The organism is Nonomuraea monospora, from assembly GCF_039531895.1.
Taxonomy (GTDB): domain Bacteria; phylum Actinomycetota; class Actinomycetes; order Streptosporangiales; family Streptosporangiaceae; genus Nonomuraea; species Nonomuraea monospora.
In genome coordinates this window covers 79,977-101,495 of the sequence record NZ_BAAAQX010000011.1, presented here as the reverse complement: position 1 = coordinate 101,495, position 21,519 = coordinate 79,977, and the positions used below count along the sequence as shown (strand labels likewise).

Below are 21,519 nucleotides of genomic sequence, written 5' to 3'. Positions count from 1 at the left end.
TACTGATTTATCACCCGTCACGGATGTAGCAGTGCTCGGTTACAGTCCGAAATCATTCGAGGTGATCTCCGCTATCTCCCGGTCCGGGCGGGGGGCGTTGTCCTAGCTTCTTTTGCATGAATCTCCAGCAGCTCCGCTATGTGGTCGCGACTGCGGAGCACCGCACCATGACCGACGCGGCCAGGTCGCTCTACATCGCGCAACCTGCGCTCTCGCGCGCGATCCGCGACCTCGAGCGCGAGCTCGGCATGACACTGTTCGCGCGTTCCGGACGCGGGGTGGTCGTCACCGCGCAGGGACGCCGGGTGGTCAAGCTGGCGAGGGAGGCACTCGACGCCGTACACGAGATCGAGGGCCTGGCCAACCAGACCACTCCCACCGACGCGGAGCTCCGCATCGCGTCCACCCCCAGCCTTGAGCCAGGTCTCGCAGGGCGGCTGCTGCCCGCCTACGCGGCCGAGCATCCAGGCGTACGTGTGCACATCGTGCGCTGCGACGGCAGAGACGGCGTCGTCAGCGCCATCAGGGACCAGCGGGCCGACCTCGGCCTCACGGACCTGCCCGTGCCCACCGATCTCATCACCCACCCCCTCGAACGGCAGGAGATCGTCCTGATCTCCCCGCCAGGGCTCGAACTGCCCAACCCGGTGCCGATGGGCAAGCTGCACGGCATGCGCCTGGCGCTTCCCGCCCGCGGCAGCATGCGGCGCAGGGAGCTCGACGCGATGTTCGGCAAGTACGCGGTCACCCCGGTGGTCGTGCTCGAGACCGACGAACGCAACGGCTGGCTCAACGCCGTCCGCGCCGGGCAGGCGTCGCTGCTGTGGTACCGCGGCATGGCCGAACAGGCCGGACGCGCGGGCCTCGTGGTGCGCTCGCTCGAACCCGCGGTACGACGCGTCATCGCCGTCGTGCACGCCCGCCGCCGACTGCCGCTGATCGCCCAGGACTTCCTGGCCACCGCGGAGAAGGGAACCGCCGCCTGAATCCTTTGGGAACGATCCATTTCCTGTCTCGCGTCACCTGATGGAGCACGCGGACAGCAGCAGCCACGTGGGGCCCGGCATCGGCGCCGCGCCCCTGATGGCCGCCGGACAACCGTCCGATCACTGCTGACCCGAGATACGCAGCACCTCCCCGGACCCCGCCAGCGTCCCCCTGTTGGACACGTAGTACGCGCCGTCCGGCCCCGCCGCCACACCCGTGGGCGTGAACAGGCCCTCCCCGGCGATGAGCGTCCTGGTGCCGTCGCGCTCGACGCGGTGCAACGCCCCGGCCGGGTCGCCCGACAGCAGCCCGTTGGCGGCGATCTCCAGCACCAGCAGCCGGCCGCGCCGGTCGAAGGTGATGTCCACGATGTTGGTGAAGCCGGAGGCGTACACCGCCGGCGGCTCACCCGGCGCCAGGCGCCACACGCTTGCTCCTCCCACGGGGAAGGGGAAGCCGGTGAGCTGGCCCACGTACAGGGCCCCGTCGGGGCCGCGGGCCACACTCGTGGGCACTGGATGCATCGGGACCTCGCCGCCGCCGGGGCCGGGCACGAGACGGACGTCGAACACGGCGACCGTCGAGATCCGGCCTCCCGGGCCCACGCGCAGCAGGTCGTTGGCGCCCGCGTCCACGACCAGCGCGCCCGAGCCGTGCGGCAGCACCGCGTACGGCTGGCTGTCCGGGCCGGTGCCCGGCTGGCCCTGGTCGGGGTCGTTGGCGGCCTCGTACGCGCCGAGGTCGGCCACGCTCCTCCACCGTTTGCCCGACGCCTTGACCAGCGTGGCGATGGCTGCCCCAGCCCGGCCGAGCTGCGCGCGCCTGGCCGGGTCGGTGCCCAGCCCGACCGGGATGAGGAGCCCGCCGTGCGTCGCTGCCACGTCGTGGGCCCCGAGCACCTCGCTGAGGTTCGGCGTGCCGAGGGACGGCAGGCCGGTCACCACCCGGCGCTGGCCGCCCTTCGAGACGGCCGTCACGGCGCCTGTGGGGCCCAGGCAGAACGTCTGGTTCTGGGCGCCGACGATGCACGGGCCGGGGCCGCCTCTGCCCGCCTCGGCCACGTACAGGACGCCGTCGGGGCCGAAGTTCAGACCCCGGGGGTTGTCCAGGCCCGAGGCGATCACCGTCATGGACGGGGCCCGGGTCTGAGCGGCCGTGTGGCCCGTCGCCAGGGCGGTCTGCGGCGTGCGGCTCGCCGCCGGCGCGGCCGGGGGCGTGGCGGCCACGGAGAACGCGAGGCCCGCCGCGAAGGCGGCGGCCGGGATGACGCGGCGGGAGGGCCGCCCGCGTGCTGCACGCATGCCCCGTGCGTAACACGGCGGGCGGCCGGTGACCAGGGTCCTGTCCCCAAGGTGACAGGAATGGTCTGGGGACACGCGACTCGGCCACGCACCGCAGGCGGACGGCTGCGGGCCGAGATCAGGCGGGCCACCAGAAGACGGCGCGCTCGGGAAGGGCGTTGGCGCGAGCGCGCCGGGCTCAGACGGCCACCGGAAGCCGGACGACGGCGCGCAGGCCAGGCTCCGCGTCCTCCAGCACCACGGTCCCCCCGTGCGCCCGCACGGTCTCCCGCACGATGGCCAGCCCCAGCCCCGCACCCCCCTCGTCCCGGCTCCGCCCGGAGTCCAGCCGGGTGAACCGGTTGAACACCCGCTCCCGATCCTGCTCAGGAATCCCGGGCCCGTCGTCGGTGACGGTCAGCACCCCGTCACCCGTCAACGCCACCTCGACCTTGGAAGCCGTGTGCCGCACCGCGTTGTCCATCAGGTTCGTCAGCACCCGGCTCAGGTCGAGCGCGTCGCCCCGCACCACGACCGGGTCGCACATCGTCAGCCGCGCCTCGGCGTACCGGTCGACGACCTGCCGCACCACCTCGTCGAGCTCGACGGGCTCGCGCCGCGCGGGCACGCCGCCCCGCTCGTCCAGTCTGGCCAGCGCGAGCAGGTCCTCGGCCAGCCTGGACAGCCGCATGGTGTCCTCCAGGACGCCTTCGGCGGTCTCCTGCCAGTCCTGCCCGTCGGGGTGCCCGAGCGCCACTTCGAGCTGCAGCCGGATGCTGGCCAGCGGGCTGCGCAGCTCGTGCGCGGCGTCGGAGACGAGGGCGCGCTGGCGCTGCTCGGCCTCCTCCAGCCGGGCCAGCATGTCGTTCAGGGTGGTGGCCAGGGAGTGCACCTCGTCGCGCGACTGCGGCACGGGCAGGCGGCGGGACCTGGCGGTGTGGGTGATGTCGGCCGCGCCCCTGCGCAGCGCCGCGATCGGGTGCAGGGTACGGCCGATCATCAGCCAGCTCGCCACCCCCAGCAGCACGACCAGCGCGGGCGTGCCGATCAGCAGCACCCGCCCGGCCGTGGCCAGGCTCGTCTGGATCTCGCTGATGGGCCGGGCCGCCACGACCGTCTGCCCGTGGTCCGCGCTGAGCACCACGACCCGAAGGAACCCGGGGATCGCGTACGGCCGCCCGTCCAGCAGCGTCGCCTGCCCGCCGGCCAGGACCCGCGCCCTGGCCTTGGCGTCCAGCATGGGCACCAGCCGGTCGGCGCCGTAGGTGACGTGCGTGATCCGCCCGCGCGCGTCGATGACCTGCACGATGGTGCCGTCGTGGGTGGAGATCGGGCTGGTCAGCGTGCCGGCGTCGGCGGCGACCCGCACCGCCTGGGCCTGCGCCGTGGTGGAGTCGTCCACGGTGTCCATGAGGGCCCGTTCGAGCACGGTCACCAGCACCGCGGCCGAGAGCGCCAGCGCCGCCGCGAGCACCGCGGCGGCGGCCGCGGTGAGCCGGAAGCGCAGGCCCTGCCGCCGCCACCAGACCAGCGGCGACTCAGCCACCGTCGCCCGCCAGCCGGTAGCCGGCGCCGCGCACGGTCTGCAGGGCGTTCCTGCCGAACGGGGCGTCGATCTTGCGGCGCAGGTAGCCGACGTACACCTCGACGACGTTCGGGTCGGTGTCGAAGGTGTCCCACACGTGCTCCAGGATCTCCGACTTCGACACCACCTCGTCGCGCCGCCGCATCAGGTACTCCAGCAGCGCGAACTCCCTGGGCGTCAGCTCGACCTGGCTCTGCCCGCGCTCCACCCTGCGCCTGGCCGGGTCCAGCGACAGGTCGCCCGCCAGCAGCACCGACGGCCGCCGCCCCGCGTCGCGCCGCATCAGCGCCCGCAGCCTGGCCACCAGCACCACGTACGAGAACGGCTTGGTCAGGTAGTCGTCGGCTCCCAGGTCGAGCCCGTCGGCCATGTCGTACTCGCCGTCCTTGGCGGAGAGCATCAGGATCGGCACCCAGTTCTCCTCGGCCCGCAACTGCTTGCACACGTTGTAGCCGGACAGCCTGGGCAGCATGATGTCGAGCACCACGACGTCGTAGTCGCCCTGCCTGGCGGCGTGCAGCCCCTCCTCGCCGTCGTGCGCGAGATCCACGGCGAACCCCTCCGCCTGCAGCCCACGCTGCAGCGCCGCCGCCATCCGCCGCTCATCCTCGACGACAAGTACTCTCATACGGCAATTCTCCCGTTCTCGCGCTGAGACAACGCTGAGAAGCCTGAGAGTCATCTCAGACTGTCTCAGGGTTGCCACAGGAACCATGACGCAGGCTCTGAGCATCGACATACCGTTAAGGAGTGAAATGCGCAGAGGCACGTTCGTGAGGTGGGGAGTCCCGATCGCGGCGGCTGCCGTGATCGGAGCCGCGATCGGCGCCGGCCCCGTCATCGCCGCGGTGAGCGGCGACCCCGTGCTGCCCGAGCGTTCGGCCGAGCAACTGCTCGCCGACGCCGCGGCGGCCACCGGCAAGGCGGGCGGGGTCCCGCCGATGTCCGGGACAGTGCAGCAGACGGCCTCGCTCGGCCTGCCGGCCCTGCCGCAGACCGGCGGCCCGGCCTCGCCGCTCAGCCTGCTGTCCGGCTCGCACGAGGTGAAGGTCTGGTACGGGGCGGCCGACAAGCTCCGCGTGGCCATGCCGACCCAGCTCAACGAGACCAACCTGATCGTCAACGGCGGCCAGGCCTGGTACTGGGACAGCGCCACCAACACCGCCACCAAGCTGACCATCAAGCCGGGCACCCCGACGGCGGCGCACACCACGCCGCTGCCGAGGGAGACCGAGCTGACGCCGCAGCAGCTCGCCGAGCGGCTGCTGGCGGACGCCGACAAGCACTCCACCGTCCGGGTGATCAACACGGCGGAGGTGGCGGGCCGCCCGGTCTACCAGCTCGTGCTGGCGCCCAAGGAGGAGAGCTCCCTGGTGCAGGAGATCCGGTTCGCCCTCGACGGCGAGACGTACGTCCCGCTCCAGGTCCAGGTGTACGCCAAGGGCTCGGCCGAGCCGGCGTACCAGGTCGGGTTCACCCAGGTGACGTTCACGCCGCCGGCGGCGGAGAACTTCGCCTTCACCCCGCCCGCGGGCGCCAAGGTGGAGGAGCGGACGCTCGGCCCCGACAGCGAGGTCGGCGCCAGGGCGGAGGAGCGCGCCGAGCACGCCAGGGAGGTCGCGGGCGACCTGAAGGTCGTCGGCGAGGGCTGGTCGGCCGTCGCGGTCATGCCGTTCTCGCTGTCGGACCTGACGGCGGCCCAGCAGTCAGAAAGCGGCGAGAAGCGGTCCGGCAGCGACCCGGCCGCGCTGGTCGACAACGTGCTCAAGAGCGCCACCCCGGTGAGCGGCACGTGGGGCTCGGGCAGGCTGGTCAGGACCAAGCTCGTCACCGCCCTGCTCACCGACGACGGCCGGCTCCTGGTCGGCGCGGTCACGCCGGAGGCGATCACCAAGGCGGCGGGCACCAAGTGACCACCGTCACGCAGGAAGCGGGGGCGCCCTTCGGGGCGGCCCCGCCCTCCGGGCACCAGGACGCGGCGATCCTCACCCGAGGCCTGACCAAGCGATTCAAGGGCGGCCAGGTCGCCGTGGACGCGCTGGACCTGACCGTGCCGCGCGGCTCGGTGTTCGGCTTCCTCGGGCCCAACGGCTCGGGCAAGACGACCACGATCCGCATGCTGCTCGGCCTGGTCGCGCCCACGCAGGGCGAGTACTCGGTGCTCGGGCTGCCGCAGGCGCAGGCCCTGCCCAAGGTGGGGGCGCTGGTCGAGGGGCCGGCGTTCTACCCGTACCTGTCGGGCACCGCCAACCTGGCGCGCTTCGACGCCGCCGACCCGACCGCGCACGGCGGCACCGCCAAGCGGCGCATCGCCGACGCGCTGGAGCGGGTCGGCCTGTCGGCCGCCGCAGGCAAGCGCTACCGCAACTACTCGCTCGGCATGCGCCAGCGCCTGGCCATCGCGGCCGCGCTGCTCGGGCCGCGCGAACTGCTCGTGCTGGACGAGCCGACCAACGGCCTCGACCCGCAGGGCACCCGCGAGGTCCGTACGCTCGTCAAGGAGATCGCGGCCGAGGGCACCACCGTCTTCGTCTCCTCACACCTGCTGGCCGAGGTCGAGCAGATGTGCACGCACGCCGCGATCATGCGGACCGGCAAGCTCGTCGCGCAGGGCACCATCGCCTCGCTCAGCGGCGGCCTCGTCACCCGCATCAGGGTGGAGACGCCCGACCCGGACGACGCCGCGCGGGTGCTGACCGGGCTCGGCCTGGCCGACGTTGCCGCCGAGGGCCGCGCCGTCACCGCCGAGCTGGGCGGGCACGCGCCCGAGCAGGTCAACGCCGCGCTCGTGGGCGAGGGCGTGGCCGTGCGGGGGCTGGCCGTGGTGCGGCCGAGCCTGGAGGACGTGTTCGTGGGACTGACAGGGGAGGGCTTCGATGTCGACGGGTGAGAACCCGGGGGCGAGCACGCTGACAGCCTCGGGGACAGCCGCGGGGGCGACCGCGGGGCCGACTGCGGCGGCGACCACGGCGGCGACGGCGCAGGCGACCACGTCCGGCCCGCGGCGCACGCCTGGGCTCGTGCCGGTGACGGAGACCATGCGCACCACCGAGCGCCACGAACCGGAGCCGCGGCCCGCCGCCCCGCCCGAGCCGGCGGCGCGGCCGACGTGGGCGTTCTGGCGGTTGCTCCGCTCCGAGCTGGGCCTGACCTTCCGCCGCCCGCGCAACCTCGCCATGCTCGCCGTGCTGGCCGTCGTGCCGGTCGTCGTCGGCGTCGCGCTGCGCATGTTCGGCTCGGCGGACGACGACATGAGCGGGCTCGTCCAGGACGTGGCGGGCAACAGCGTCATGCTGACGTTCGTCTCGTTCTCGTTCCTGGTGCTGCTGCTGATGCCGGTGGCCGTGGCCGTGGTGGCGGGCGACTCGATCGCGGGGGAGGCCGGCGGCGGCACACTCCGCTACCTGCTCGCCGCGCCCGCGGGCCGCACCAGGCTGCTGGCGGTCAAGTACCTCAACGCGGCCGTCTACGCCTACGCGGTGACGGCGGTCGTGGCACTGTCGGCGCTGGTCACGGGCCTGGTGCTGTTCCCGGCGGGCGACGTGACGCTGCTGTCGGGCACCACCGTCCCGCTGGCCGACGGGCTGCTGCGGATCGCCATCTCCGTCGGGTACGTCGGCGCGGGCATGGCGGCGCTGGCCGCGGTCGCGCTGACGCTGTCGGTGTTCACCGAGGTGCCGATCGGGGCCATCGCGGGCACCATGGTGCTGGTCATCGTCTGCCAGGTGCTGCGGGCCATCCCCGAGCTGAGCTCGATCGTGCCGTACCTGCTGCCGACCCGGTTCACCAGCTTCGACGCGGTGCTGCGCAGCCCGATCGACGTGGCGGCGCTCAGGGACGGGCTGCTGACGTTCGGGGCCTACATCGTGCTGTTCGGGTCGATCGCCTGGGCCCGCTTCTCCGGCAAGGACATCACCTCCTGACGCCCCCGCCGGGGGGTCGGGGCACGGCCGGCGGGAGGCGAGCCCAGCGCCGGCCGGACACCCCTGAAGGCGGAAGCACCCTCCGGCACGCGGGCGGCGGCGCGGGCTGAGCGGGCCGGGGGGCGGAGCGCCGTCAGGCGGCCGAGCGGGCCTGGAGGCGGAGCGCCCGCAGACGGCCGAGCGCCCGCAGACGCGTGGGCGGTGGCCGAGCCATCGTGCCTGAGGGCGGCGGCGCGGGCTGAGCGCGCCTGGGGCGGAGCGCCGTCAGGCGGTCGAACGGGCCTGGAGGCGGAGCGCCCGCAGACGGCCGAGCGCCCGCAGACGCGTGGGCGGTGGCCGAGCCATCGGGCCTGAGGGCGGGAGCGCCACAGGCGCGCGGACGGTGGCGCGGGCTGAGCGGGCCGGGGGGCGGGCGCCGTCAGGCGCGCAGGTCACATGAACCGCGCGCCTGAGGGGCGGGTGTCGTCAGGCGGACGGGCGGCGGCGCAGGCCGAGGACGCCGATCACGACGCCGATGACCCCGACCACCAGCCCGGCCGCGCCCAGCAGCCGCGCCGTGCCGTCCGACGAGGACGAGGAGGAGGCAGCAGCCACCGGGGTGACGGACGGCGGGGCGGTGGCCGAAAGGGTGCTCGTGCCGGCCGACGCGGTGGCGTGGCCGCCGTCGGCGTCCTCGGCGGCGGGCACCAGCTTGAGCACCGGCGCAGGGTGCTCGGCCTCCGTGCCGTCGGCCTTGGGCGCCTCGGACCAGTCGACGACCTCGCCCCCGGAGTAGGTCTGCTTGGTCGGGAACATCAGCGAGTCCACGTCCTCGGGCAGTTGCCCCATGGACACCTCGAACTCCTGGAACTCCCCGGGGTTGATCTTGCCGCCCTCCCAGACGACCTTGGTGACGGCCTCCTCGAGGTCGCCGTACTCGGTCTTGACGGGGGTGGGCAGCTTGCTCTCGGTGACCTTGACCTTCCAGCCGGGCACGGGCTTGACGGAGACGAAGGCCAGCGGGTGGTCGGTGGGGAAGGAGACCTCGATCTTGGTGGTCGAGGCGTTGTCGCGCTCGTTCGGCACCCGGAACGCGACCTTGGTGAACCCGCCCTGCTCGGCGGTGCCGGGCTGGATGGTGACGTGGGCGAGGGCGGGCAGGGCGAGCCCGGCGGTGAGCGCGGTGGTCGCGGCGAGCACGACGGTGGCACGGCGGAAGAAGGACATCTCGAAGCTCCACTTGGTGATGGGGGATGAAGAAGGGGTGTCAGAAGGTCAGGCGGGAAGTGGAGGACCACGCCTGGCCACGCTGTGCCGGAAACCCGGCTGCGGCGGCACCATCCTGGTGCGGACGACCGGCGCGCAGGGCCGCGACACGGGCGCGGCGGCCGGGGGGAGCAGGACGAGGAGGCGGCGGCCGGCGCGGCGCAGCAGCGACCAGAGCGCGGCCTCGCCGCGTGAGAGCCACAGGCCGGTGATGACCGTGGCGGTGAGGTGCGTGAGCAGCATGCCGGCGTTGACGGCCAGCCCGCCCTGCGCGTGCGCGTGCACCGAGACGTAGGAGGCGCCCTCGCCGGCGAACAGCTCGTGCAGGCCGACCTGGGCCCCGACCAGGGCCAGGCTGATCGTGCCCGCCGATCGTTCCCTGCCGCACAGCGCCAGCCCGAGCGCGGAGACGCCCGCGAGCCCGAGTGCGGCTGCCTGCGGGGCGGGGGCGGCGCCGCCGCCGAGGACGTGGGCGAGCGCGGCCAGCGTCACGCAGACGGCGGCGAAGGCGGCCGTCCGCGCCAACCGGAGGGGGAGTCGCGCGCGCATGGGTGTGCCCCATGCTCTCACGGGGCAGGGGAGGATGAGACCTCGAGTCCCAAGCTGGTCAATGCCTGGTCCGAAAATGGCATTTGTCGCTAGGGTCGTGCCGATCGCGCTGACATAGAGGTGAGAACGTTGCGGCACTTAGGTGGTTTGCTGATCGGCCTGGTGGTGACGGCGGCCGTGCTGTTAGGCGGCGGATGGGCGGTGCAGCAGGCCGTCGGGACCGCCGCGGCGAACCCGCCCGACAGCCAGAAAATGTGGATCGCGCTCGGCGCGATGGCCGCGGTAGGGCTCGTCGTGGGCCTGGTTATGGCCGGCCGGATCTCCCCGCTGGCGACTTTCGTGCCGTCCCTGGTGCTGCTCGCCTGGACGGTCGTCTACGCGCTCGACATGAACCGGGCGCTGTCCTTCGTCCCGACCGAGCCGTCGGTCAACCAGATCGTCCGTGAAGCCGGGCTGGGCGCCAAGGCGCTCCTCACGACCGGCGTGCTCGCGCTGCTGGGCGTGGCCCTGTTCATCCCCGTCCTGATGCCCTCGCGGTGGTCGCGCCGCGACGACGAGCTCGACGAGGACTACGAGAGCACCCCCGAGGGCAGCTACTACTGACCCTCACGCGTACTTCCGCCGCGGGCGTCTCCTGTGGGGAGACGGCCGCGGCTTTTGTGACGCAGGTCACACTCCGAAGCGCGAACTCCTCCCGGCCGTCCGGGCGAAAGCCAGGGAAACCTTCGTGAGGACGGAGCGACATGTGATCGACGAAGTGACCGGCAGGCCCGCCGGCTCCGAGCTGGACCCTGAACTGGACTCTGAGCTGATCCGGCGGTCCGAGCAGGTCCCCGAGCTGTTCGCCGACCTCTTCGACCGGCACGCGGCGGCCCTGCGCCGCTACGTCGCCAGGCGGCTGGGCGACTCGCTGGCCGACGACGTCGTCTCCGACACGTTCCTGACCGCGTTCCGCCGCCGCCGTCACTACGACGCGGCCCATCCCGACGCCCGCCCCTGGCTGTACGGCATCGCCGCCCGGCTCATCCTGCGGCACCGCCGGGTCGAGGTCAGGCTGTACCGGGCGCTGGCCCGCACCGGCGTGGACGAGCTCACCGAACCGTACGCCGACAGGGTCGACGACCGCGTCGCGGCGGAGCAGGCGGGCCTGGCCGCCGCGCTGGCCGCACTGCCGGCCGCCGACCGCGAGGTGCTGTTACTCGTGGCCTGGGCCGACATGTCGTACGACGACGTGGCCCGCGCGCTGGACATCCCCATCGGAACGGTCCGCTCACGCCTGCACCGCGCCAGGGCCAGGACCCGCAGGGCGCTCGGCGGCAGCGACCCCACCACGGCACGAGAGGAGCCCATCGATGGATGACCTGCGATCCCTGCGCGAGCTGCGTGCCGCGGTGCCGGAGCCGGGCGAGGAGTGGATGGTCCGGGAACGCCGCCGGCTGCTGCGCCGGATGCGGCCGCGCAGGCGCGCCTTCGGCCGAGCGCTCCTGGCCGCTGGCGCGCTGGCGACGGCCGCGGCGCTCGCCCTGGTCGTGGTCCGGCCGCAGGAGCCCGCCCCGCCGGTCCCGTCGAGCCGGCCGCACACCGTCCAGCTCGACACGGAGGCGGTCCTGACGCGGGCGGCCGACACGGTCGGCAGGCGCCGGGCGGCCGAGGCGCCGCTGCCGACGCAGTGGCAGTACACCAAGACCCTGGACAAGCAGCCGAACGGCGACACGGTCAAGACCAGGGAGTCCTGGATGCGCTACGACGGCAAGCAGACCGCCGGCTTCGGCGAGGACGGCCGCCTGGCCATCAGGGACGTCCCGCCGGACCCCGGTGACGACGACCTGTCGCCGCAGCAGTACGACCGGAAGCTGCGCGCACTGCCCACCGACCCGAAGCGACTGCTCGCCAAGGTGACCAAGGACCGGCACTGGATCGACTTCCCCAGAGAGGAGGGCGTCCCGCACGTCGTCGCCCCCGACGCGGACCGCGCCTACGGCGTGATCATGCTCTACCTCAGCCGGTACGGCGTCATGCCGCCCGAGCTGGAGTCGGCCCTGTTCGAGGCGCTGGCGCTGATCCCCGGCGTCCGGGTCGAACAGGGCGTCACCGACGCGGCCGGCCGCAGCGGCCTGGGCGTCTGGCGCGACACCGGCAAGGACGGCACCGCGTACCGCAGCTACCGGATCCTGGACGCGACCACCTACCGCTACCTGGGCGAGAGGACGGTCTGGCTGCGCGACGAGTACATCTTCGACGACGACAAGCCCAGCTTCCGCAAGGGCGCGGTGTGGGTCACCGCCAAGCTGACCTCGGTCATCGTGGACCGCCCCGGCGAGCGGGGCTGACCGGGCGGTGACCCCGTGGAGCCGGTCAGCGCCGGTCAGCGGGCGGTGCCCGTGTAGAGGCGGGTCACCACCTCCTCGATCGACGACTGGCCGGGAGCCGTGGCCATCAGGTCGTCGAGCGTGCCGTCGAACGCCAGCCGCCCGTGGTCGATCAGCATGACCCGGCGGCACAGGCGTTCGATGTCACCGAGGTCGTGCGTGGTCAGCAGCACGGTCGTGCCGCGTTCGGCGTTCAGCCGCAGCAGGAAGTCGCGGATGCCGGCCTTGCTGACCACGTCGAGACCGATCGTCGGCTCGTCGAGCACCAGCACCTCGGGCGCGTGCAGCAGCGCCGCCGCCAGGTCGCCGCGCATGCGCTGGCCGAGGCTGAGCTGCCGCACCGGGGTGCGCAGGAATTCGCCCAGGTCCAGCGTCTGCGTCAGCTCGTCGAGCCGGGTGCGGAAGCCGGCGCGGTCGATCCGGTAGAGGTGCCGGATCAGCTCGAAGCTGTCACACAGCGGCAGGTCCCACCAGAGCGTGGTGCGCTGCCCGAACACCACGCCGATGCGCCGCGCCAGCGTGGTGCGGCGGCGCGACGGGTCGAGCCCCGCCACCCTGACCTTGCCCGAGGTCGGGGTGAGGATGCCGCACAACATCTTGATGGTGGTGGACTTGCCCGCGCCGTTCGGGCCGAGGTAGCCGACGAACTCGCCCGCCGACACGGTGAACGACAGATCCTGTACGGCGTGCACGACGTTCTTGCGCACCTTGAACGAGCGGCCCGCCCGATCGAGCTCGATCATCACTCAACTCCCCGTTGATCGGTAGTGCCGGATGCCCTGCCGCCAGATCAGGCCGGCCACCAGGGCCAGGACCAGCGCGGCGGCAGGGCCGAGAAACCGCATGAACGCGGGTGTGCCGAAGGGGTCGTCCCTGCCCAGCACGTACAGGCCGGGCTGCCAGTTGACGAACGCCAGCGGCAGCACGTACGTCACGCCCCTGACCAGGTCGCGGGCGTAGACGCTGAACGGGTACTGGGTGAGCTGGCTGCTGCCGTAGGTCAGGGAGTTGACCACCTCGGGGGCGTCGGTCAGCACGAACTGCAGCGCGCCGGCGATCGTCCACAGCGAGGCGAAGATGACGACGCCGGTCACCACCATGACGGGGATCATCCAGGCCCGCTCCCAGCCGAGGCCGAGCGCGGCGACGGCGTAGCCGAGCACCAGCGCGGCCTGGATGATCCGTCCGACGCGGGTGGCCATGAACCGGTCGGTGGCGAGCTGGATCCACGCGCCGACCGGCCTGATCAGGAACGTGTCGAGGGTGCCGGCCTTGATGTGCCCGCTGACCCGGTCGAGGTTGCTGACGAACGTGTCGCAGATGGTGAAGGCCAGGTTGGCCGCCCCGTACAGGAACAGCACCTCCTCGCGGGAGAACCCGGCCAGGCTGGTGGTGTTGGCGAAGATGATCAGGATGACGCCGACGTCGATCGCGGCGATGACGAAGCCGAGCACGACCATCATCACGAACGAGACGGGGTAGGCCGCCGCGGCGCGGGTCCACGTCCACAGCAGCAGGAAGTACGTCCTAACCACCCTGGATCACCACCTTGTGGCGGATCGCCCTGGTGGCGAGCGCGCCGAGGCCGAGCAGCAGGACGGCCCAGAGCGCCTGGACGGCCAGCGTCTCCAGCACCGGGGCGGTGCCGAGGTAGAGGTCGGTGGGCAGTTGCACCATGGCGGCCCAGGGCAGCGCCATGGCCAGGTCGCCGAACCAGCCGGGGAACAGGTGCAGCGGCACCATCATGCCGCTGAAGAACGTGCTGAGGACCAGCGACAGGACGCCGATGCCGCGGTCGTCGAGCAGCCAGCAGACCGACAGCGCGATCAGGTAGCGCCAGCCGAAGCTGACGACGACGGCGATCGCGAAGCCGGCCAGGAACGCCAGCCACCGGCCCGGCGTGTCAGGGACCTCGATGCCGAAGATCGCGGCGCCGAGGAGCATGGGCGGGACGCCGCGCACCAGGATCAGGTAGGCGGCTCTGCCGACGTCCTCGGCGAGCGTCCAGAGTTGCAGCGACGCGGGGCGGACGAGGTCGAGCGCGATGTCGCCGCTGCGGATGCGCTCGGTGACGGTCAGCCCGCCGCCGAAGAGCTGCATCGGGCCGATGAAGGCCTGGGTGACGAAGCAGTAGGTGATGGCGTCGGTGATGTCGTATCCGGCGAGGCCCGGGCGGGCCTGCCACAGCGCGATGAGCGCGTACGCGCGCAGGATGCCGAAGACGCTGTTGGTGAACGCTCCGGCGAGCGCGCCCCAGACGTAGGTGGCGTGTTTGCGGAAGCCGTACCGGACGAGCCGGGCGTAGAGCGGAAAGGTTTTGCACCTCCAGGGGGTGATGGCCCGCTCACGGAGCGTGCCTGGACCCGCGCACGGGTCTTGCCGGTGGGAAACACGGAATTATCCGACGGGGAGCGGGCGGTCCGCAACGCGATAAACGGCGCGATGTCACCTCCCGGAAATATCCGCGTAAGAGATGAGTTACTTACTGGCCGGTAGGGAATTCCAAGAGAGGGGAACAAAGGCCCTGAAAGGGGGCGGAATGCGAGTCGACAGGGATGTGGTACCGGAGTATCCGCTGAGCTGGCAGGCGCGGGCGCTCACCGGGCTCCTGCGCGGCACCGTGAAACCGGCCTCCAGCCTGCTGATGCGCCATCCGCTGGCCCTGTCGGGGGCCGCCCGCCTCGGCGATCTGACGCGGATGGTGCACGTGCCGCATCCTGAGCACGTGGCGGTCGTGCCGGCGGCCTTCTCCGCGTGCGGCGGCGAGTGGGTGCGCGGCGGGCAGGGGCTCGACGAGCGCAAGGTGGTGCTCTACTTCCACGGCGGAGGGTACTTCTCGTGCTCGCCGCGCACCCACCGGTCCATCACCTGGCGGCTGTCGGCGGTCGCCGGGCGGCCCGTCCTGGCGCTGGACTACCGGCAGGGCCCGGTGCACAGGCTGGCCGACTCGCTGGCCGACGCGCTGGACGCCTACGACTGCCTGCTGCGGCGCGGCCACGCGCCCGAGGACGTGATCCTGGCGGGCGACTCCGCCGGCGGGCACCTCACGCTGGCCACCCTGCTCGCGCTGCGCGATCGGCGCCTGCCGCTCCCGGCGGCGGCGATCTGCCTGTCGCCGTGGGCCGACCTCACCGACTTCCCGCGCCGGGCCAACCGCTGGCAGGACCCGATGCTCCCGGCGAGCAGGGTGCGCTGGCTGGCCCGCCGCTGGACCTCGGGATTGGACCCCTGGGACCCCCTCGTCTCGCCGGTGCACGGCGACTTCACCGGGCTGCCGCCCCTGATGATCGTCACCGGCTCGACGGAGGTGCTGCGGGACGAGGCCTGGCGGGTGGCGCGGCGGGCACGGCTGGCGGGCGTGCCGGTCCGGTACGAGGAGTGGCCCAGGATGCCGCACGTCTTCCCCATCCTGGCCGACGTGCTGCCCGAGGCGCGGCTGGCCTTCCGGCACATGTCGCAGTTCCTCAAGGCGGTGGCGCAGATGCCGGAGCCGATGGAGGATTCGGCGGCCGCCTGATTTTTACCCGGACCTCTTTGTGGTCATTGGCCTATAGCCATAGCGACGGGCAGTATAAGGTTAGGTATACCTAACTCAGGGGGTTGTCGCATGGCTGACAAGCGTACGGATCACCACCGGGGGGTCGTCCAGCGGACGGAGCGCATCTCGCGCAACATGGTCCGCGTGATCGTGGGCGGGGACGGGCTGGCGGAGTTCGCCACCAGAGGGCTGACCGATCACTACGTGAAACTGGTCTTCCCCTGCGAGGGCGTCGAGTACCCGGAGCCGTTCAGCGTGAAGGCCTGCCGCGAGACCCTGCCACGCGAGGTCTGGCCCAAGCTGCGCACCTACACCGTGCGCGCCTGGGACCCGTACTCGCGCGAGCTCACCCTCGACTTCGTCGTGCACGGCGACGAGGGCCTGGCGGGGCCGTGGGCCGACCGCGCGCGACCGGGAGACGAGCTGCTCATCCTCGGCCCCGGTGGCGGCTACGCGCCCGACCCCGAGGCCGACTGGCACCTGCTCGTGGGGGACGAGAGCGCGCTTCCCGCCATCGCCGCCTCGCTGGAGGCGCTCCCCGACGCGGCGCGCGCCCACGTCGTCATCGAGGTGGACGCGCCGGAGGACGAGCTGAAGCTGGGTACGGCCGCCCACGCCCACATCACCTGGGTCTACCGGGGCGACCGCCCCGTCGGCGAGCGGCTGGTGGCCGCCGTGCGCGCGCTGGACTTCCCCGGCGGCGACGTGCACGCCTTCGTGCACGGCGAGGCCGGATTCGTCAAGGAGCTCCGCCGCCACCTGCGCCTGGAGCGGGGCATCCCCCTAGAGCGGCTGTCCATCTCCGGCTACTGGCGGCTCGGCGTGGACGACGAGGCGTGGCGTCAGGTCAAGGGCGAGTGGAACCGCCGCGTCGAGGCCGAGGAGCAGGACGCCATCGCCTCCTGACCCAGGAATCGCCTGCTTTCACACCCCTTACTTACCTCCGAGGAATGATCGCCTTCCCTCCGATACCCCTTGTGTAAGACATGGGGAAAGCCCGCCCCGGTACCCGCCACAGTGTGCCTTGCCATGACACTGATCAGGAGAGGCGAAACCGGATGGCGCGTGGTGCGAGCGAGCTGCCTCCTGGCGTGCGACCGCTTACGGTGGGGGACCCGGTCATCATCGGCCGATACCTGCTCCTCGGCCGCCTGGGAACGGGCGGGATGGGAGTGGTGTATCTGGCGGAGCACCCTCAGGGTGGCCTCGTGGCGCTCAAGACGCCGCATGCGGTGCATCTCAACGATGCCACGTTACGGGCGCGCTTCGCTGAGGAAGTGTCTTTCTCACGAAGATTGGTGCCCTTCTGCACGGCGGCGGTCGTCGAGGACGGCACCGACAGGGACCGCCCGTACCTCGTCACCGAGTACATCCCCGGCCCCGACCTCTCCCAGGTCGTCAAGGCCGGCGGGCCACTCACACCCGACCTCGCCTACGGCGTGGCGCTCGGCGTCGCGGCGGCGCTGGTGGCCGTGCACGAGGCCGGGCTGGTGCACCGGGACCTCAAGCCGGGCAACGTGCTGCTGTCCGCGAAGGGGCCGCGCGTCATCGACTTCGGCATCGCCCGCGACGTGGACACGCTCGCCGCGCACACCCAGGCCGGGCAGGTCATGGGCAGCCCCGGATGGGTGGCGCCCGAGCGGCTGACCGGCGGGGCCGCCATGCCCGCCTCCGACGTCTTCGCCTGGGGCTGCCTGGTCGCCTTCGCCGCCACCGGCCACCACCCTTTCGGCGGCGGCGAAACCGACGTGCTGACCCGGCGCATCCTGTTCGACCCGCCGCGCGTCGAGGGCGTGCCCGGCCTGCTCAGACCCGCTGTCACCGCCGCCCTGGCCAAGGAGCCCGCCGACCGGCCCAAGGCCGCCGACCTGCTGCGGGTGCTGCTGGCCGCCGGTGGCGTGGGCGATCCGTGGGAGCTGCGGCAGGCGGTGGAGGAGGTGCTGGAACGGATCTGGACGCCCGTCCCCTACCCGGCGGGCGGCGGCCTGGTACGCCTCGTGCGTTCCGGTGATGTGGAGCGTTCCGGGAAACCGGGCAGGCGGCGCGGCCGTGCCAGGTCACGGGCCAGATCGCGGGCGCAGCTCTCGCACGCCAGCTTCGCGGCCCTGGCCACGGTCTCGATCGCGGCCGTCACGGTCATCGCGGCCTCCGGCGGGGACGGGCTGAGCGTCGGCGGCTCCTCGCTGCTGCCGGGCAACCCGCCCGCCGTGCACGCCTCCGGCAGCGCGGAGTCCACCGTGCGGCCCACGGTGGTGACCGGCGGGAACCCGCCTCCGGTGCGGCTCGCCACCAGAGAGCCGACGCCCACGGTGTCCGTCACGCGGGCCCGTACGAAGAAGCCCGTCGTGGTGCTGACGCCGTCCGGCGACCGGCGCGGCACGTCCCGCGGGACCCAGAGCAGCGGGCCCGGTGATCAGGGCGGGGACGGCGGGGAGTCGTGCGTGACGCCCGCGGGGCGCAGGCGGGGTGGCGGCGCGGTGGCCGGGCGGGACTGCCCGCGGCCGACGGGGTCGATCAGCACCATTCCGCAGGACGGGCCGGGGGAGTCGCCGGACCCGTCCGGGTCGCCGTCGGACACTCCGGCGACGACCGGCACGGCCACGCCCTGAGGCCTGGCCGTGCTTCGAGGGACCCTGGCGCCGCTCGTAAAGGGGGCGGCGCCAGGCCCCTCTGCGCGCCGTCAGCCGAGGCCTAAGGAGCCACCGGCGCACACCCGCGGTGGCCCGGCGGCCGGCGGCGGGGCGGCGGTGCGGGCGCGGAGGGTCAGGTAGGAGCGATGGGCGGGGTGCCGAGAGAGGTGCTGCAAGGTGCCTCCTGACACGGGCGATGGTGCTGGTGCCAGTGTGCTGAGCGGGCATCGCCGCAGGCTGTGCCCTCGGTGACACTCCCAGGCAAAGAAAGGGCCGGCCGGGCGCACGCGAAAAGGGCGGGCCGCGCCAATGCTGGGGGGACCGGCGCGGCCCGCGTTCGCCGGGGGAACCTTCCCATGCCCTGGAGGTGGCCGGCGAGATCGAGGAGAACCTAGTGGCCGAACTGCTCCTCTTCGGTGGAGCCGCGCAGCGCGGTGGTCGAGGAGTCGGGCGCGACGGCGGTGCTGACCAGGTCGAAGTACCCGGTCCCGACCTCACGCTGGTGCCGGGTGGCGGTGTAGCCGCGCGACTCGGCCGCGAACTCGGCCTCCTGCAGCTCCACGTACGCGGTCATGCCGTCCGACGCGTACCCCTGGGCCAGGTCGAACATGCCGTAGTTCAGCGAGTGGAACCCGGCCAGGGTGATGAACTGGAACTTGTACCCCATGTGCCCCAGCTCGCGCTGGAACTTGGCGATGGTGGAGTCGTCCAGGTGCTTCTTCCAGTTGAACGACGGCGAGCAGTTGTAGGCGAGCATCTGGTCGGGGTACTCGGCCTTGATCGCCTCGGCGAACGCGCGGGCCACGTCCAGGTCGGGCGTGCCGGTCTCCATCCACAGCAGGTCGGAGTGCGGCGCGTACGCCAGCCCGCGCGCCACGCACGCCTCCAGCCCGTTCCTGACCCGGTAGAAGCCCTCGGCGGTGCGGTCGCCGGTGGTGAACGCCTGGTCGCGCGGGTCCACGTCGCTGGTCAGGAGCGTCGCGGCCTGGGCGTCGGTCCGCGCGACGATCAGCGAGGGGACTCCGGCGACGTCCGCGGCGAGGCGGGCGGCGTTCAGGGTCTTGACGTGCTGGCCGGTCGGGATCAGCACCTTGCCGCCGAGGTGGCCGCACTTCTTCTCGGAGGCGAGCTGGTCCTCCCAGTGCACGCCCGCGGCGCCGGCCGCGATCATGCCCTTCATCAGTTCGAACGCGTTGAGCACGCCGCCGAAGCCGGCCTCCGCGTCCGCCACGATGGGCGCCAGCCAGTGCGGCGCGTCACCGTCGCCCTCCGACCAGGTGATCTGGTCGGCGCGCAGCAGCGCGTTGTTGATGCGGCGCACGACGGCCGGCACGGAGTTGGCCGGGTAGAGGCTCTGGTCCGGGTAGGTCTGGCCGCCCAGGTTCGCATCCGCCGCCACCTGCCAGCCGGACAGGTAGATGGCCTTCAGGCCGGCCTTCACCTGCTGCACCGCCTGGTTGCCGGTGAGCGCGCCGAGGGCGTTGACGTAGTCCTCGGTGTGCAGGAGTTGCCACAGCCGCTCGGCGCCGAGCCGGGCCAGCGTGTGCTCCTCCTGAACGCTGCCGCGCAACCTGATCACGTCTTCTGCGCTGTACGTGCGCTCGATGCCCTCCCAGCGAGGGTCGTTGTCCCATTCGTCCTGTAGCTGCTCGGCAGCTCCCTTGAGGCGATCGTTCATCGTTCACTCCTTCGTCGTCCCCTGGGGCTCACGCCGAGTCTCTGCCCTGGCGGGCAGGGGCAAACAGCCCGAAGGTCACAGAAGAATCGTGATTCTTCTGCTCCTGTGCATTACTCGGGGGTATTCAGTGGTGAAGAAATCGCAAGTTTTACCGTTGGCCTAGACCAATCCCGCCGCGAGAACGGGCGTCCCGATGCGTGGAACCGTGGCCACGCGGAGGCTAGAAAATGGGCCGAATTTCTGTCTAAGATTCCGGTATGGCCTCCTTGCTGGGCGAAGAACCGCTGTCTTTGACGCAAGAGCTCGATCTGATCGCGTTTGGCCAGCGCCTGCGCCACCTGCGCAAACAGCGCGGCCTGACGCTGTCCGACCTCGGGTCGCGCGTGGGCAGGGCCCCCAGCCAGCTCTCCCTGCTGGAGAACGGCAAGCGCGAGCCCAAGCTCTCCCTGCTCAAGTCGCTGGCGACCGCGCTGGGCGTCCCGGTCGAGGAGCTGCTGCGCCGCCAGCCGCCCAACCGCCGCGCGCAACTGGAGATCGCGCTGGAGGAGGCGCAGCGCGACCCCGTCTACGCCGGGCTCGGCCTGCCCCGCCTGAAGGTCTCCGCCCGCGTCCCGAACGACGTGCTGGAGCACCTGCTCGGCCTGTACGGCGAGCTGCGCGCCCGCCAGGCCCGCGGCACTGCCACGCCGGAGGAGGCCAGGGTCGCCAACGCCGAGCTGCGGCGCAGGCAGCGGGAGGTGGGCAACTACTTCCCCGACATCGAGAAGGCCGCCGCCCAGGCGCTGGAGGCGGTCGGCTACCGCACGGGCGCCCTGTCGCAGAGCACGATCCAGAGCCTGGTCACGCACTTCGGCTACACGGTGCACACCGCGCAGGACCTGCCCCGCTCCGTACGTTCCATCACCGACCTGCGCAACCGCCGCATCTACGTCAAGCACGAGCAGCTCGGCATGCACACGCCGCGCACGATCCTGCTCCAGACGCTCGGGCATCTCGCGCTCGGCCACGACAAGCCGCGCGACTTCGCCGACTTCCTGCGCCAGCGCACCGAGGCCAACTACTTCGCCGCCGCCGTCCTCGTCCCCGAGAAGGCCGCCGCGCTCTACCTCCAGGAGGCCAAGTCCGACAGGGCGCTGTCGGTGGAGGACCTGCGCGACGTGTTCGCCGTCTCCTACGAGATGGCCGCGCACCGCTTCACCAACCTGGCCACCCACCACCTCGGGCTGGTCTGCCACTTCGTGCGCAACGACGCGGGCGGCACCATCTACAAGGCCTACGAGAACGACGGCATCGTCTTCCCCGCCGACGAGCAGGGGGCGATCGAGGGGCAGCGGATGTGCCTGCAGTGGTCGGGGCGGCAGGTGTTCGCCTCGCCCGACCGGTTCTCGGTGTACTACCAGTACTCCGACTCGCCCACCGGCACGTACTTCTGCGTCGCGCACGTCGATCCGTCGCGCGAGCGGGACTTCGCGATCACGCTCGGGGTGCCGTACAAGGAGTCACGCTGGTTCAGGGGGCGCGAGACGACCCACCGCACCAAGTCGAGCTGCCCGAACGGCGACTGCTGCCGCCGCCCGCCGACCGAGCTGTCCGAGCGCTGGGAGGGGTACGCGTGGCCGTCGGCCCGCGCCAACTCGCACGTGCTGGCCGCGCTGCCGCCCGGCTCGTTCCCCGGCGTGGACGAGGCCGACGTCTACACCTTCCTGGAGCGGCACGCGGCCGCCACGTGAGCGCG

The 21,519-nt window shown here is 72.3% G+C and carries 20 protein-coding genes; 11 read left to right on the top strand and 9 right to left on the bottom strand.

Annotated features, from left to right (window positions below; all coding sequences use genetic code 11):
- Window positions 1-116: 116 nt before the first annotated feature.
- A complete protein-coding gene (locus ABD331_RS22765) occupies window positions 117-986 on the top strand; it encodes a LysR family transcriptional regulator (RefSeq protein WP_344477950.1) in 870 nt (289 codons plus the stop codon).
- A 120-nt stretch (window positions 987-1,106) separates the two neighbouring features.
- On the opposite strand, the gene ABD331_RS22760 is transcribed toward ABD331_RS22765, so the two are convergent.
- The 3 genes from ABD331_RS22760 to ABD331_RS22750 form a co-directional block, all read right to left on the bottom strand.
- Complete coding sequence (locus tag ABD331_RS22760; protein WP_344477948.1) at window positions 1,107-2,288, bottom strand: ScyD/ScyE family protein; 1,182 nt, start codon at window positions 2,286-2,288, stop codon at window positions 1,107-1,109.
- 178 nt (window positions 2,289-2,466) lie between these two features.
- A complete protein-coding gene (locus ABD331_RS22755) occupies window positions 2,467-3,813 on the bottom strand; it encodes a sensor histidine kinase (protein WP_344477946.1) in 1,347 nt (448 codons plus the stop codon).
- On the bottom strand, window positions 3,806-4,480 hold the full coding sequence (locus ABD331_RS22750) for a response regulator transcription factor (RefSeq protein ID WP_148442855.1): 675 nt from the start codon (window positions 4,478-4,480) through the stop codon (window positions 3,806-3,808). The genes ABD331_RS22755 and ABD331_RS22750 overlap by 8 nt, the downstream gene beginning before the upstream one ends.
- A 127-nt stretch (window positions 4,481-4,607) precedes the next feature.
- Here ABD331_RS22750 and ABD331_RS22745 point away from each other — a divergent pair, with 127 nt between their 5' ends.
- The 3 genes from ABD331_RS22745 to ABD331_RS22735 are packed head-to-tail and all read left to right on the top strand — an operon-like array spanning window position 4,608 to window position 7,775.
- Window positions 4,608-5,765 carry a LolA family protein gene (locus tag ABD331_RS22745; RefSeq protein ID WP_344477938.1) on the top strand — a complete coding sequence of 386 codons (1,158 nt, stop codon included), beginning with the start codon at window positions 4,608-4,610 and terminating at the stop codon, window positions 5,763-5,765.
- Entirely contained in the window at window positions 5,762-6,742 is a 981-nt protein-coding gene (locus tag ABD331_RS22740; RefSeq protein ID WP_344477936.1) for an ABC transporter ATP-binding protein, read from the top strand. Before ABD331_RS22745 ends, ABD331_RS22740 begins: the two co-directional genes overlap by 4 nt.
- Complete coding sequence (locus tag ABD331_RS22735) at window positions 6,729-7,775, top strand: ABC transporter permease (RefSeq protein WP_344477934.1); 1,047 nt, start codon at window positions 6,729-6,731, stop codon at window positions 7,773-7,775. Before ABD331_RS22740 ends, ABD331_RS22735 begins: the two co-directional genes overlap by 14 nt.
- Window positions 7,776-8,240: 465 nt before the next feature.
- Here ABD331_RS22735 and ABD331_RS22730 read toward each other — a convergent pair whose 3' ends face one another.
- Both ABD331_RS22730 and ABD331_RS22725 read right to left on the bottom strand, forming a co-directional pair.
- Window positions 8,241-8,981, bottom strand: a complete 741-nt coding sequence (locus tag ABD331_RS22730) for a YcnI family copper-binding membrane protein (protein ID WP_344477932.1) — start codon at window positions 8,979-8,981, stop codon at window positions 8,241-8,243.
- 48 nt (window positions 8,982-9,029) lie between these two features.
- Entirely contained in the window at window positions 9,030-9,569 is a 540-nt protein-coding gene (locus ABD331_RS22725) for an MFS transporter (protein WP_344477929.1), read from the bottom strand.
- A gap of 129 nt (window positions 9,570-9,698) precedes the next feature.
- Here ABD331_RS22725 and ABD331_RS22720 point away from each other — a divergent pair, with 129 nt between their 5' ends.
- The 3 genes from ABD331_RS22720 (at window position 9,699) to ABD331_RS22710 (ending at window position 11,899) form a co-directional block, all read left to right on the top strand.
- The gene (locus ABD331_RS22720; protein ID WP_344477927.1) at window positions 9,699-10,172 is read left to right on the top strand and encodes a hypothetical protein; all 474 of its coding nucleotides are present in this window, start codon (window positions 9,699-9,701) and stop codon (window positions 10,170-10,172) included.
- 142 nt (window positions 10,173-10,314) lie between these two features.
- Entirely contained in the window at window positions 10,315-10,929 is a 615-nt protein-coding gene (locus ABD331_RS22715; RefSeq protein ID WP_344477925.1) for an RNA polymerase sigma factor, read from the top strand.
- On the top strand, window positions 10,922-11,899 hold the full coding sequence (locus ABD331_RS22710) for a CU044_5270 family protein (protein WP_344477923.1): 978 nt from the start codon (window positions 10,922-10,924) through the stop codon (window positions 11,897-11,899). The genes ABD331_RS22715 and ABD331_RS22710 overlap by 8 nt, the downstream gene beginning before the upstream one ends.
- A 35-nt stretch (window positions 11,900-11,934) precedes the next feature.
- Here the strand turns inward: ABD331_RS22710 and ABD331_RS22705 are convergent, their stop codons facing one another.
- The 3 genes from ABD331_RS22705 to ABD331_RS22695 are packed head-to-tail and all read right to left on the bottom strand — an operon-like array spanning window position 11,935 to window position 14,125.
- Entirely contained in the window at window positions 11,935-12,681 is a 747-nt protein-coding gene (locus ABD331_RS22705) for an ABC transporter ATP-binding protein (RefSeq protein ID WP_344477921.1), read from the bottom strand.
- Between the two features lie 3 nt (window positions 12,682-12,684).
- Window positions 12,685-13,473 (bottom strand): ABC transporter permease, encoded by a 789-nt coding sequence (locus tag ABD331_RS22700; RefSeq protein ID WP_344477919.1) that lies wholly within the window; start codon window positions 13,471-13,473, stop codon window positions 12,685-12,687.
- The gene (locus ABD331_RS22695; protein WP_344478306.1) at window positions 13,466-14,125 is read right to left on the bottom strand and encodes an ABC transporter permease; all 660 of its coding nucleotides are present in this window, start codon (window positions 14,123-14,125) and stop codon (window positions 13,466-13,468) included. The genes ABD331_RS22700 and ABD331_RS22695 overlap by 8 nt, the downstream gene beginning before the upstream one ends.
- Before the next feature lie 352 nt (window positions 14,126-14,477).
- Between ABD331_RS22695 and ABD331_RS22690 the strand changes: the two genes are divergently transcribed.
- The 3 genes from ABD331_RS22690 (at window position 14,478) to ABD331_RS22680 (ending at window position 18,085) form a co-directional block, all read left to right on the top strand.
- The gene (locus ABD331_RS22690) at window positions 14,478-15,455 is read left to right on the top strand and encodes an alpha/beta hydrolase (RefSeq protein ID WP_344477918.1); all 978 of its coding nucleotides are present in this window, start codon (window positions 14,478-14,480) and stop codon (window positions 15,453-15,455) included.
- Between the two features lie 90 nt (window positions 15,456-15,545).
- The gene (locus tag ABD331_RS22685) at window positions 15,546-16,382 is read left to right on the top strand and encodes a siderophore-interacting protein (protein ID WP_344477917.1); all 837 of its coding nucleotides are present in this window, start codon (window positions 15,546-15,548) and stop codon (window positions 16,380-16,382) included.
- An 80-nt stretch (window positions 16,383-16,462) separates the two neighbouring features.
- Window positions 16,463-18,085 (top strand): serine/threonine-protein kinase, encoded by a 1,623-nt coding sequence (locus tag ABD331_RS22680; protein ID WP_344477915.1) that lies wholly within the window; start codon window positions 16,463-16,465, stop codon window positions 18,083-18,085.
- Between the two features lie 412 nt (window positions 18,086-18,497).
- Here ABD331_RS22680 and aceA read toward each other — a convergent pair whose 3' ends face one another.
- The gene (gene aceA / locus ABD331_RS22675; protein ID WP_344477913.1) at window positions 18,498-19,784 is read right to left on the bottom strand and encodes an isocitrate lyase; all 1,287 of its coding nucleotides are present in this window, start codon (window positions 19,782-19,784) and stop codon (window positions 18,498-18,500) included.
- 257 nt (window positions 19,785-20,041) lie between these two features.
- Between aceA and ABD331_RS22670 the strand changes: the two genes are divergently transcribed.
- Complete coding sequence (locus ABD331_RS22670) at window positions 20,042-21,514, top strand: helix-turn-helix domain-containing protein (RefSeq protein WP_425566021.1); 1,473 nt, start codon at window positions 20,042-20,044, stop codon at window positions 21,512-21,514.
- Window positions 21,515-21,519: the final 5 nt, after the last annotated feature.

Excerpts from the sequence above, each read along its gene's own strand:
- ABD331_RS22765 (WP_344477950.1), top strand. The coding sequence starts at position 117 with ATGAATCTCCAGCAGCTCCGCTATGTGGTCGCGACTGCGGAGCACCGC.
- ABD331_RS22760 (WP_344477948.1), bottom strand. The coding sequence starts at position 2,288 with ATGCGTGCAGCACGCGGGCGGCCCTCCCGCCGCGTCATCCCGGCCGCC.
- ABD331_RS22750 (WP_148442855.1), bottom strand. The coding sequence starts at position 4,480 with ATGAGAGTACTTGTCGTCGAGGATGAGCGGCGGATGGCGGCGGCGCTG.
- ABD331_RS22745 (WP_344477938.1), top strand. The coding sequence starts at position 4,608 with ATGCGCAGAGGCACGTTCGTGAGGTGGGGAGTCCCGATCGCGGCGGCT.
- ABD331_RS22735 (WP_344477934.1), top strand. The coding sequence starts at position 6,729 with ATGTCGACGGGTGAGAACCCGGGGGCGAGCACGCTGACAGCCTCGGGG.
- ABD331_RS22730 (WP_344477932.1), bottom strand. The coding sequence starts at position 8,981 with ATGTCCTTCTTCCGCCGTGCCACCGTCGTGCTCGCCGCGACCACCGCG.
- ABD331_RS22725 (WP_344477929.1), bottom strand. The coding sequence starts at position 9,569 with ATGCGCGCGCGACTCCCCCTCCGGTTGGCGCGGACGGCCGCCTTCGCC.
- ABD331_RS22710 (WP_344477923.1), top strand. The coding sequence starts at position 10,922 with ATGGATGACCTGCGATCCCTGCGCGAGCTGCGTGCCGCGGTGCCGGAG.
- ABD331_RS22705 (WP_344477921.1), bottom strand. The coding sequence starts at position 12,681 with ATGATCGAGCTCGATCGGGCGGGCCGCTCGTTCAAGGTGCGCAAGAAC.
- ABD331_RS22690 (WP_344477918.1), top strand. The coding sequence starts at position 14,478 with ATGCGAGTCGACAGGGATGTGGTACCGGAGTATCCGCTGAGCTGGCAG.
- ABD331_RS22685 (WP_344477917.1), top strand. The coding sequence starts at position 15,546 with ATGGCTGACAAGCGTACGGATCACCACCGGGGGGTCGTCCAGCGGACG.
- ABD331_RS22680 (WP_344477915.1), top strand. The coding sequence starts at position 16,463 with ATGGGGAAAGCCCGCCCCGGTACCCGCCACAGTGTGCCTTGCCATGAC.
- aceA (WP_344477913.1), bottom strand. The coding sequence starts at position 19,784 with ATGAACGATCGCCTCAAGGGAGCTGCCGAGCAGCTACAGGACGAATGG.
- ABD331_RS22670 (WP_425566021.1), top strand. The coding sequence starts at position 20,042 with ATGGCCTCCTTGCTGGGCGAAGAACCGCTGTCTTTGACGCAAGAGCTC.